The 10,627-nt window shown below is 69.8% G+C and carries 9 protein-coding genes and 2 pseudogenes; 8 read left to right on the forward strand and 3 right to left on the reverse strand.

From position 1 onward, the window contains the following. Positions 1 to 30: 30 nt before the first annotated feature. Both JAN5088_RS09580 and uxuA read right to left on the reverse strand, forming a co-directional pair. Complete coding sequence (locus JAN5088_RS09580; RefSeq protein WP_055682609.1) at positions 31 to 1,512, reverse strand: mannitol dehydrogenase family protein; 1,482 nt, start codon at positions 1,510 to 1,512, stop codon at positions 31 to 33. Next, positions 1,509 to 2,726 (reverse strand): mannonate dehydratase, encoded by a 1,218-nt coding sequence (uxuA, locus tag JAN5088_RS09585; RefSeq protein WP_055682610.1) that lies wholly within the window; start codon positions 2,724 to 2,726, stop codon positions 1,509 to 1,511. The genes JAN5088_RS09580 and uxuA overlap by 4 nt, the downstream gene beginning before the upstream one ends. 107 nt (positions 2,727 to 2,833) lie before the next feature. Between uxuA and JAN5088_RS09590 the strand changes: the two genes are divergently transcribed. From JAN5088_RS09590 to JAN5088_RS09620, 7 genes and pseudogenes are all read left to right on the forward strand, one after another. Further along, on the forward strand, positions 2,834 to 3,538 hold the full coding sequence (locus JAN5088_RS09590) for a GntR family transcriptional regulator (RefSeq protein ID WP_055682611.1): 705 nt from the start codon (positions 2,834 to 2,836) through the stop codon (positions 3,536 to 3,538). After that, complete coding sequence (uxaC, locus tag JAN5088_RS09595; protein WP_055682612.1) at positions 3,535 to 4,959, forward strand: glucuronate isomerase; 1,425 nt, start codon at positions 3,535 to 3,537, stop codon at positions 4,957 to 4,959. The genes JAN5088_RS09590 and uxaC overlap by 4 nt, the downstream gene beginning before the upstream one ends. A gap of 79 nt (positions 4,960 to 5,038) precedes the next feature. Then, complete coding sequence (locus JAN5088_RS09600; protein ID WP_370736411.1) at positions 5,039 to 6,010, forward strand: TRAP transporter substrate-binding protein; 972 nt, start codon at positions 5,039 to 5,041, stop codon at positions 6,008 to 6,010. Between the two features lie 58 nt (positions 6,011 to 6,068). Further along, the gene (locus JAN5088_RS09605) at positions 6,069 to 6,581 is read left to right on the forward strand and encodes a TRAP transporter small permease (RefSeq protein WP_082429930.1); all 513 of its coding nucleotides are present in this window, start codon (positions 6,069 to 6,071) and stop codon (positions 6,579 to 6,581) included. Positions 6,582 to 6,585: 4 nt separating this feature from the next. Continuing rightward, positions 6,586 to 7,860, forward strand: coding sequence for a TRAP transporter large permease (locus JAN5088_RS09610; RefSeq protein WP_055682614.1), 1,275 nt, complete (start codon positions 6,586 to 6,588; stop codon positions 7,858 to 7,860). A 24-nt stretch (positions 7,861 to 7,884) separates the two neighbouring features. Continuing rightward, positions 7,885 to 8,937: an L-idonate 5-dehydrogenase gene (locus JAN5088_RS09615; protein ID WP_055682615.1), complete on the forward strand. Its 1,053-nt coding sequence runs from the start codon at positions 7,885 to 7,887 to the stop codon at positions 8,935 to 8,937. A gap of 211 nt (positions 8,938 to 9,148) precedes the next feature. Then, positions 9,149 to 9,478, forward strand: a pseudogene (locus tag JAN5088_RS09620) (DDE-type integrase/transposase/recombinase); the annotation flags it as partial. Between the two features lie 18 nt (positions 9,479 to 9,496). Here the strand turns inward: JAN5088_RS09620 and JAN5088_RS09625 are convergent. Beyond that, positions 9,497 to 10,063: pseudogene (locus JAN5088_RS09625) on the reverse strand (integrase core domain-containing protein); the annotation flags it as partial. 69 nt (positions 10,064 to 10,132) lie between these two features. On the opposite strand from JAN5088_RS09625, the gene JAN5088_RS18645 reads away from it, so the two are divergent. Continuing rightward, positions 10,133 to 10,627 (forward strand): IS6 family transposase (locus JAN5088_RS18645; protein WP_144431855.1); only part of this gene is annotated, 495 nt, incomplete at its 3' end.

The following is a 10,627-nucleotide window of genomic DNA, read 5'->3' on the forward strand; positions in this document are numbered from 1 at the left end:
AGCGGGCCAAAGCATGGCTTCAACTTGGTGTTAATTGTCCGAAACTGTGCCCCCGCCCGCATGGCGGCCCGCCGCGGCGGCCTTCATGCCATGGCGCAGGATCGTGGACAGGCTGCCGCCCACGGCCGCCCGCCAGGCCCGGTCGTCCCGCAGCGCCGGCGGGATGAGGTTGGGCAGGCGGTGGAAGGCGTCCGAGACGGCCTCCGCGTCCTCGCCCGCGGCCGCCGCCGACAGGGCCTGGGCGCGCGGGTCGTTCAGGTCGTGGGCCTTGCCCGTCTCGTCCACGCCGCGGCAATACCGCATCCAGGCCGCGGTGGCGAAGGCGAAGGCGTCGATGTCCTGCCCGGCGTCCAGCGCGTCGCAGGCGGGCGACCAGATGCGCTGCGGCATCTTTTCCGATCCGTCCATGGCGATCTGGGCCGTGCGGTGGGCGATGGCGGGGTTGCGGAACCTGTCCTGCAACTGCGCCGCGTAATCGGCGAAATCCATCCCGTCGAGCGGCGCCAGCGTCGCCGCCGCCGCGCCCAGGTGGTCGCGGACCCGCGCGGCCAGCACCGCATCGGCCATGACGTCGCGCACGAATTCACGCCCGGACAGAAAGCCCGCATAGGCCATCATCGAATGGGCGCCGTTGAGCATCCGCAGCTTCATCCGCTCATAGGGGTCGACGTCGGCCACGAAAAGCGCGCCGCCGGCTTCCCAGGCGGGGCGGCCCCGGGGGAATCGGTCCTCGATCACCCATTGCACGAAGGGCTCGGTCTCGACCGCGGCCTCGTCCGTGCAGCCGGTCAGGGCTTCGGCGTCGCGCCGGGTGGCCCCGGTCGCGGCGGGGGTGATGCGATCGACCATGGACGACGGAAAGGCCACGGTCCTTGCGATCCAGTCCGCGAGGTCCGGGTCGAGCCGGCGCGCGAAGCCCGTCACGCCGCCCCGCAGGAAGGCGCCGTTGTGGGGGAGGTTGTCGCAGCAGAGCACCGTGAAGGGCGCCGCCCCCGCCTCCCGCCGCCGCCGCAGCGCGGCCACCAGCAGGCCCAGCACGCCCGCGGGGGCGTCGGGGGTTTCCAGGTCGGCGCGGACGGCGGCGTTCTCCGGGTCCGGCCCGCCGGTGGCGCGGTCGATGCCATAGCCCTTTTCCGTCACCGTCAGCGTCACGACCCGCACGCCCGGATCGCAGAGCGCGTCCAGCGTGGCGGCCGGGTCGGCGGCGATGGTGCGGGCGATGGCGGCCACGACGCGGCCGCGCATCCCCGCCTCGTCCCGCTCGATCAGGGTGTAGAGGCCGTTCTGCGCCGCCATCGCCGCCGCCACGTCCCTGGAGCGCAGGCTGACCGACGCGATGCGCCAGTCGCCGCCGTCCCGCGACAGGGCGTCGTCGGTCATCGCCGCCTGATGCGCGCGGTGAAAGGCGCCGAGGCCCAGGTGCACGATGCCCACGCCGTGCGCGGCGGGGTCATAGGCGGGCAGGGCGGCGGGGCCGGTCACATCCGACAGGCGGGTCAGGCGCGGGCTCATGCGCGCAGGCCCCAGGTGTCGTGGCTCAGCGCCGTCATGATGCCGCGCAGTTCCGCTAGCCCCTTGAGCCGCCCGATCGCGGGATAGCCCGGCTGCGCCTGCCGGGTCTGGTCGTCGAGGATGTCCTGCCCGTGGTCGGGGCGGAAGGGGATCGACGCGTCCTCGCGCCCCGCACCCCGGCGCGCGGCCTCCTGCCGCAGGACGGCGGCGATGAGGGCGACCATGTCGGTGTCGCCCTCCAGATGCGCGGCCTCGTGGAAGGTGCCGCGGATGTCGGGGGTCTCGCGCCGGACGTTGCGCAGGTGCAGGAAATGCACCCGGTCGCCCAGCCGCTCCATCATGCCGGGCAGGTCGTTGTCGGGCCGCGCCCCGAGCGAGCCCGAGCAGAGCGTGATGCCGTTCGCGGGCACATCCACCGCCGCCATGACGCGGGCGTAGTCGTCCTCGGTCGACATGATGCGCGGCAGCCCCAGAAGCGGGAAGGGCGGGTCGTCTGGGTGGCAGCAGAGGCGCAGGCCCAGGTCCTGCGCCAGGGGCGCCACCTCCGACAAAAAGTCGATCAGGTTGGCGCGCAGCCGGTCGGCATCGGTGCCAGCATAAAGCGACAGGTGGTGGCGCAGGTCGCCCAGCGAGAAGTTCTCGGCCGCGCCCGGCAGGCCGAAGACCACGTTGCGGACGAGGCCGTCCTTGTCGGCGTCGTCCATGGCGTCGAAAACCTCCCGCGCGGCGGCGCCGGTTTCGGCGGAATAGTCCTGCCCCGCGCCGGGGCGTTCCAGGATGTGCAGGTCGAAGGCCGCGAAGGTCGGCAGGTCGAAGCGCATGCAGGTGGCCCCGGTGGAGAGGCGATGCACGAGGTCGGTGCGCGTCCAGTCGAGGATCGGCATGAAGTTGTAGCAGATCACCCGGAGGCCCGCGGCCCGCAGGTTCCGCATCGAGGTCTTCCAGGCGTCGATGTGGGCGCGCCAGTCGCCGGTCTGGCGCTTGATGTCCTCGGACACGGGCAGGCTCTCGACCACCTCCCAGGCGAGGCCGGAGGGGGTGCCGCCCGGGCGCGTCGCGATCTCCTTCTGCCGGCGGGCGATCTCCTGCGGGGTCCAGACGGTGCCCGTGGGCACGTGGTGGAGCGCCGAGACGACGCCCTCGACGCCCGCCTGAAGCATGTCGTCCGTCGAGACGCGATCCTGTGGCCCGAACCACCGCCAGGTCTGCCGCATGTCCGATCTCCCTTTCCATAGGCCCCGATGGCGCGACGATAGCGCAGAAGGATTTTGTTGACTAGTATGGTGCGCGGGTCTTACGACTCGGGGGCAGGGGGCGGCGCATGGCATCAGGCATCGACAGCGCGACGGGGGAACTGGAGACCGGCAGGAACGTCGGCCCGCAGCTGTTCCGCCGCCTGCGCGAGCGCATCCTGAACGGGGAACTGGCCCCCGGCACCCGCCTGTCGGAGGCCGAGATCGCCGTCGCCTACGGCACCAGCCGCCAGCCGGTGCGCGAGGCCTTCATCAAGCTGGCCGAGGCGGCCCTGATCGAGGTGCGGCCGCAACGCGGCAGCTACGTCAGCCGAATCGACATCGACGCCGTCATGGCCGCGCAATTCGTGCGCGAGGCGGTCGAGACCAGTATCGTGCGCCGCATCGCCGCCACGGCCACGCCCGACGACCTGGCGGATCTCGACGCGATGCTGGCCGCGCAGGACGAGGTGGCCGGCCTGCCCGACCCGCAGCCCTTCATGGCCCTGGACGAGGCCTTCCACCGCCGCCTGGCCGAGATCGCGGGGCAGGCGCGGGGATGGGACTACCTGCAACCGCTCAAGACGCAGATGGACCGCGTCCGCAACCTGAGCGCGCGGACCTTCCCGCGCCCGGCGCTGGTCGGCCAGCACCGCGACATCGTCCGGGCCATCGGCCGGAGCGACGCCGACGCGGCCGAGGCGCACATGCGCGACCACCTGCGCCGCATCCTGGAGGATCTGCCCGCCGTGGCCGAGGCCCTGCCGGACCACTTCGGGCGGGCGGGACGATGACGCGGGCGGCGCACGGGGACGAGGCGGCCCCCCTGCTGCATCCCGACCGCCTGTTTCCCGCCGATCCCGCCACGCGGAGGCTCGCCCGCGCGCTCCACGATGCCGTCGCGGACCTGCCCATCGTGTCGCCGCACGGGCATACCGACCCGCGCTGGTGGGGCGCGGACGAGGCGTTCTCCGACCCCGCGGCACTGTTCGTGACGCCCGACCACTACGTCACCCGGATGCTGGTGAGCCAGGGCGTGCCCTTCGCCGCCCTGGGCATCGGGCCGGGGGCCGAGACCGACCCGCGCACGATCTGGCGGACCTTTGCCGCGCATTACCACCTGTTCCGGGGCACGCCGTCGCGGATGTGGCTGGACGACGCGATGTCGCGGCTGTTCGGGATCGACCGGCGGCTGTCGGCCGCGACCGCCGACGCGGCCTACGACGCCATCGCCGAGCGGCTGGCGCGGCCTGATTACCGGCCCCGCGCGCTCTATGAGCGGTTCGGGATCGAGGCGATCGCCACGACGGATTCAGCGCTCGACGACCTGTCGTGGCACCGGAAGGCGCGCGAGGACGGCTGGTCGGGCCGCGTGGTGCCGACCTATCGCCCCGACGCGGTGATCGACCCCGAGGCCGAGGGCTTCGCCGCCAACCTCGACCGGCTGGGCGGGATCACGGGCTGCGACACGGGCACCTGGGCGGGCTATCTCGACGCGCACCGGGCGCGGCGGGCGGTCTTCGCGGAAATGGGCGCGACGGCCACCGACCACGGCCACCCCACGCCGCAGACCGCCGACCTGCCCCCCCCGGAGGCGCGCGCGCTGTTCGACCGGGTGCGGGCGGGCCGGGCGGGGGCGGCGGAGGCGGAGCTGTTCCGCGCCCAGATGCTGACCGAGATGGCGCGCATGTCCTGCGACGACGGGCTGGTGATGCAGCTTCACGCGGGCGCGCTGCGCGGCCATTCGGCACGCGTGCGGCGCGACCACGGCCCGGACCGCGGCTTCGACATTCCCGTGCCGGTCAGCTTTCCGCAGGCGCTGCGGCCGCTTCTGGATGCCGTGGGCTTCGACCCCAGGCTGCGCCTGATCCTGTTCACGCTGGACGAGGGCACCTATGCCCGCGAACTGGCGCCCCTGGCCGGGGCCTGGCCCTGCCTGCGGCTGGGGCCGCCCTGGTGGTTCCACGACAGCTACGAGGGGATGCGCCGCTTCCGGGAGAGCGCGACCGAGACGGCGGGCCTTCTGAACACCGTGGGGTTCAACGACGACACCCGCGCGCTCTGCTCGATTCCGGCGCGGCACGACGTGGCCCGCCGCGTCGACAGCGGCTGGCTGGCCGAGATGGTCGTGACGCACCGGCTGGACGAGGAGGAGGCCTTCGAGGTCGCCCCCCTGCTGGCGCATGATCTGGCGCGGGAGGCCTATAACCTGTGACCGCCCCCGGACGACCGGGCAGCACATCCGGGCCGGACCCCCGGCCATGTTCACCAAGGAGGAGAGATCCATGAAACCGATGAAATCCATCGCCCTCGCCACGGCGCTGGCCGTCCTGGCCGGACCGCTGGCCGCGCAGGAACGCACGCTGCAACTCGGCCACCTCGCCAACGAGGACAACTCCTGGCACCAGGCCTCGGTGAAGTTCGCCGAGGAGGTGGAGCGCCTGACCGACGGGCGCATCGCCGTCGAGGTCTTCCCCAACGAGTCGCTGGGCAAGGAGATCGACCTCATCAACGGGATGCAGCTCGGCACCGTCGACATGACCATCACCGGCGAGAGCCTGCAGAACTGGGCCCCCATGGCCGCCCTTCTGGCCGTGCCCTATGCCTACGACTCGCTGGAGCGGATGGACGAGGTGGCCTCCGGCGAGATCGGCGACCGGATCGAGCAGCAGATCGTCGAGAACGCGCAGATCCGGCCGCTGGCCTATTTCGCGCGCGGCCCCCGCGAGTTGACCGCGAACCGCGAGATCAGGAGCCCCGACGACCTGAACGGCCTCAAGATGCGCGTGCCCAACGTGCCTTTGTTCGTGAACGTCTGGTCGGCGCTCGGCGCGCAGCCCACGCCCATGGCCTTCTCGGAGGTCTTCACCTCGCTCCAGAACGGCACCATCGACGCGCAGGAGAACCCGCTCGCCCTGATCCGCTCGGCCAGCTTCGCCGAGGTGCAGGACTTCGTGAACCTGACCGACCATGTCCGGTCCTGGATCTACCTGACCATCTCGGAGCAGACCTGGACCCAGCTTTCCGACGAGGACCGCGCCGCGATCCAGGAGGCCGCGCAGATCGCGCAGGACTACGAGCGCGAACTGTTCCTCGAAAGCCTCGACACGGACCGCCAGGCGCTGGAAGACGCCGGCATGACCTTCGTCGAGGTGGACAACGCCGCCTTCGCCGACCGCGCGCGCGACGCCGTGCTGTCGAACGTGGGCGAGGACATCCGCCCCGTGGTCGAAGAGCTCTTCGCCGAGCAATCCGCGGGCAACTGACCCGCCCCGCCGCCGCCCCCGACCGGGCGGCGGCCCCTGCCGTGTAAGGAGCCGGCCCATGCGTTTCGTCCTGATGTTGGAGACCGTTCTCGTGGTCCTGTTCCGCGCCCTTCTGGGGTTTGCCTTCCTCGTGCTCATCGGGGCGGTGCTGCTTCAGGTCGCGGGGCGCTTCGGCGGCAATTCCCCCGTCTGGACCGAGGAGATGTCGCGCTTCGCGCTCCTCTACCTCGCCGCCCTCGGCGCCGGGCTGTCGCTGCGCTCGGGGGAGCTCGTGAACGTCGACGTCATCATCGAGAGCCTTCCGGAGCGCGCGTCCTGGGTGCTGCGCCTCGTCTCGGCCGTCGCGGTCGCGGTCCTCGGGTTCTACCTCCTGCCGATGGCCTGGAAGTTCACCGCCATCGGCGCCTTCCAGACCTCGCCCGCGCTCGGGGTGACGATGTCCTTCGTGCATTTCAGCATGTTCCTGCTGCTGGCGCTTCTGGGGTTCTTCGCGCTCCTGCGGGTCGTGGGGATGCTGGCGGGCACCACCGACGGGCGGCCGCACCGCCTGACCGACGAGAGCGAGGGCTAGGGCCATGGACGTCACCATCCTTCTGTCTGTCTTCGTCCTGGGCCTCGCCATCGGCATCCCGGTCGCGGCGACCCTGGGCCTCGCCTCGCTGGCCTACATCCTCTGGACCGGGCTGAACCCGGTCGTCATCCCGCAGAAGATGTATGCGGGCATGGACGTCTTCGTGCTCCTGTCCATTCCGGGCTTCATCCTGGCGGGCAACCTGATGAACCGGGGCGGCATCACGCAGCGCATCATCCGCTTCGCCTCGGCCATCGTGGGCTGGGTGCGCGGCGGCCTCGGGCTGACGAACATCGCCGCCTCGATGCTGTTCGGGGGCATCACCGGGACGGCGGTGGCCGATGCGGCCTCCATCGGCGGCGTGATGATCCCCGGCATGAAGAAGGCGGGCTATCCGGCCGATTTCTCGGCGGCGGTGACGGCGGCGTCGTCGACCGTGGGGCCGATCATCCCGCCCTCGGTGCCCATGATCATCGTCGGCTCGCTCTCGGGCATATCGGTGGGGCAGATGTTCGTGGCGGGCGCCGTGCCGGGCATCCTCATGGGACTGGCGATGATGGTGACATGCTACGTCATCTCGCGGCGCCGCGATTTTCCCCGGCAGGCCTGGCAGGGCTGGGGCGAGGTCGCGCGCTCCTTCGGGTCGGCGTCCTGGGCATTGGCGATGACGGCGATCATCATCTACGGCCTGCTCTCGGGCCTCGCCACGCCGACCGAGACGGCCATCGTGGCCAGCGTCTATGCGCTGGTGGTGGGCGGGCTGATCTACCGCGAGCTGCCCTGGCGGGCGCTGCCGGGCATCGTGGTCGACAGCGCGATATCCTCCGCCGGGATCCTGGCGCTGGTGGGCTTCGCCAACGTCTTCGGCTGGATCCTGGTGTCCGAACGCATCCCCCAGGCGATCGCCAGCGGCATCCTGTCGATCACCGACAGCCGGATCGTGGTCATCCTGCTCATCAACCTGTTTTTGCTCTTCGTCGGCATGTTCATGGAGACGATCGCCGCGCTCATCATCCTGTTCGTGCCGCTGCTGCAACTGGCCACGGCGGTGGGCGTCGATCCGCTCCACTTCGCGATCATCATGGTGCTGAACCTGATGATCGGGCTGACCACGCCGCCGGTGGGCGTCTGCCTGTTCGTCTGCGCCAACATCGCGCGCCTGCCGCTCGGGCCGGTCGTCCGCGCCATCCTGCCGTTCCTGGCGACGAACCTGCTCGTCCTGCTCGCCGTCAGCTACATTCCCGCAATCTCCACCTGGCTGCCCTCGCTCCTGCGCTGAAGGCGGACGAAAGGAACCCCGACCATGACCGCCGACACCGTCCGCATCTGCCGCCTTCACGCCCGGAACGACCTTCGGGTCGAGACCGAACCCGCCACCGCGCCCGGCCCCGGCCAGATCCAGGTGGCCATCGGGGCGGGGGGCATCTGCGGGTCGGACATGCACTACTACCAGGAGGGCGGCATCGGCACGATCCGGGTGCGCGAGCCGATCATCCTGGGCCACGAGGCCGCGGGCCATGTCGCGGCCCTGGGCGAAGGCGTGGGCGGACCGGCGGTCGGAACGCTCGTCGCGGTGAACCCCAGCCACCCCTGCGGCGACTGCCGGTTCTGCCGCGAGGGGCTGCCCAACCAGTGCCTGAACATGACGTTCCTCGGGTCGGCCATGTATCTGCCCCATGCGCAGGGCCTGTTCCGCGACCGCGTGAACGTCGGCGCGGCGCAATGCGTGCCCGTGCCCGGCAACGTCACCCTGGCCGAAGCCGCCTGCGCCGAGCCGCTGGCCGTCTGCCTCCATGCCGCGCGCATCGCGGGCGAGCTTGCCGGCCGGCGCGTGCTCGTCACCGGGGCGGGGCCCATCGGCGCGCTCTGCACCGCGGCGGCGGCCGAGGCGGGCGCGGCCGAGATCGTCGTGACCGACCTGCAGGACGCGCCGCTCGACGTGGCCCGCCGCATGGGCGCGCACCGCACGATCAACGTGGCCCGCGACCCCGGTGCGCTCGACCCCTGGAAGGCCGAGAAGGGCCAGTTCGACGTCGTCTTCGAATGTTCCGCCGCCGCCCCGGCCATCGCGCAGGCCATCGACTGCCTGCGTCCGCGCGGACGGCTGGTGCAGGTGGGCATGGGCGGCCCCACGTCGCTGCCGCTCAACGTGCTGGTGGGCAAGGAGATCGCCCTTCTGGGCACCTTCCGCTTCGACGCGGAGTTCGCCGAGGCCGTGGAGATGATCGGCACCCGCCGCATCGACGTCCGCCCGGTCGTCACCGGCACCTGGCCCCTGGAGGACGCCGCCGAGGCCTTCGAAGCCGCCGCCGACCGCAGCCGCTCGGTCAAGGTCCAGCTCCGCTTCGGGGAGTGACTGGGGGGCGGGCGGCCCGGTTGTTACATAAAGCACGATCATCAGTTGCCGATGCAGATACTCCAGTAAAACCTTTTCCCGAGAACGATCAGTGATTTACGCCCATTCTGTCGAACACCGTCATGTATCGGAATGGGAAACGCTCGAGGCGCATTTGCTTCGTCACGGGCTGCGTGTACAACGGCGCGAATAGGCCGCTGTATGAGCTGCCGAGACATGCTCGCCGAACCGGGTAGCGCGACTGGCGAACCGTGTGGGGATCGCAGCCCAGATCGGCTATCGTCGACGACCAGGACGGTATGGCGGTAAGCCCGCGGTTGTCGCGGAGAACCGGCTGGACCGCCAGTTCGACGTCGATGCGCCGGACCAGGCTTGGGTGACCGGCATCACGTACGTACGGACCCACGAGGGCTGGTTGTACCTATCCGTCGTTATTGACCTCTTCTCCCGGCGCGTCGTCGGCTGGTCGATGCAACCTCGCATGACGACGGAGCTCGCCCTGCAAGCGCTACTGATGGCCGTCTGGCGCAGGAAGCCCAAGTGACCTGCCACTGAACGTTCATCCAGCCGCGACCGGAGCCCGGTTTTTGTTTACGCCGTTTGGCGCAGGTTGAGCGATTGCCCGACGCGCGGAGCTTTCATCTCGCGCAGCGGGGCGGGCGATTGCGGCGGTCAGGGTCCGCGCATAGTCGGCTGGGGTTTGGCAATCCAAAGCCGAAAGCGGGCGTTCGATGTTATAGTCGGCAGCCCAGGCGGCGATTACGACACGTGCATGAGCCAGATTTCGGAACATGGTTTCGTTGAGCAGCTCGTCGCGCATGCGCCCGTTGAAACTCTCGACGAAACCGTTCTGCATCGGCTTGCCCGGCGCGATGTAATGCCATTCGATCCGGCGCTCGGAGCACCACCGCAAAATCGCGTTACCGGTCAGTTCCGTCCCATTGTCGCTGACAATCATTCCTGGCTTCCCGCGGCGCTCGATCGGGGCCGTGAACTCACGCGCAACGCGGCGTCCGGAGATCGAGGTGTCCGGGATCGCCGCGAGGCATTCCCGGGTGGCGTCGTCGACCACGTCGAGAACCCGGAAGCGCTGGCCGTCAGCAAACTGGTCATGGACGAAATCCAGGGGACTGTTGCGTTGTCGATCATCTAACGGCGATGCTGCTTCCGACTGCCGATGTAGAGGAAGGATGCCATGCGACACGATCCGTTCAAGGGATATCGGTTTCCGCGAGAGGTGATCCTGCTTGCCGTCCGGTGGTACTGCCGGTTTCCCCTCTCGTACCAAGATGTCAGTGATCTGTTGGCAGAGCGAGGGATCACGGTGGATCGGGCTACGGTTTTCCGCCGGGTCCAGAAATTCGGCCCCGAGATCGCTCGGCGCGCCTACAATCACCGCAGCTGGCGGGGGCTGAATTGGCACGTTGACGAGACCTATATTCGTGTAGGCGGCAAGTGGCGTTACCTCTGGCGTGCCGTAGAACACACTGGCCAGTTCATCGACTTCCGGCTGACAGCAAGGCGTGATGCTAGAGCTGCCAAAGCCTTTTTGAAGCAGGCCATCGAGAATGTACGCCTCTACCGGCCCGTTTCCATCTGTACGGACAAGGCCCCCGGATATCGGAAGGTGATCCAGGATCTGAACCGTCGATATGATCCGCACTTCGACAGCATCCTGCACATCGACCGG

Origin of the sequence: Jannaschia rubra (assembly GCF_001403735.1) — a bacterium.
Taxonomy (GTDB): Bacteria; Pseudomonadota; Alphaproteobacteria; order Rhodobacterales; family Rhodobacteraceae; genus Jannaschia; species Jannaschia rubra.

What these genes read in the sequence shown, in the direction of transcription:
- JAN5088_RS09590 (WP_055682611.1), top strand. Translation starts at nt 2,834, where the DNA reads ATGGCATCAGGCATCGACAGCGCGACGGGGGAACTGGAGACCGGCAGG.
- JAN5088_RS09615 (WP_055682615.1), top strand. Translation starts at nt 7,885, where the DNA reads ATGACCGCCGACACCGTCCGCATCTGCCGCCTTCACGCCCGGAACGAC.
- JAN5088_RS09600 (WP_370736411.1), top strand. Translation starts at nt 5,039, where the DNA reads ATGAAATCCATCGCCCTCGCCACGGCGCTGGCCGTCCTGGCCGGACCG.
- uxaC (WP_055682612.1), top strand. Translation starts at nt 3,535, where the DNA reads ATGACGCGGGCGGCGCACGGGGACGAGGCGGCCCCCCTGCTGCATCCC.
- JAN5088_RS09605 (WP_082429930.1), top strand. Translation starts at nt 6,069, where the DNA reads ATGCGTTTCGTCCTGATGTTGGAGACCGTTCTCGTGGTCCTGTTCCGC.
- JAN5088_RS09610 (WP_055682614.1), top strand. Translation starts at nt 6,586, where the DNA reads ATGGACGTCACCATCCTTCTGTCTGTCTTCGTCCTGGGCCTCGCCATC.
- uxuA (WP_055682610.1), bottom strand. Translation starts at nt 2,726, where the DNA reads ATGCGGCAGACCTGGCGGTGGTTCGGGCCACAGGATCGCGTCTCGACG.
- JAN5088_RS09580 (WP_055682609.1), bottom strand. Translation starts at nt 1,512, where the DNA reads ATGAGCCCGCGCCTGACCCGCCTGTCGGATGTGACCGGCCCCGCCGCC.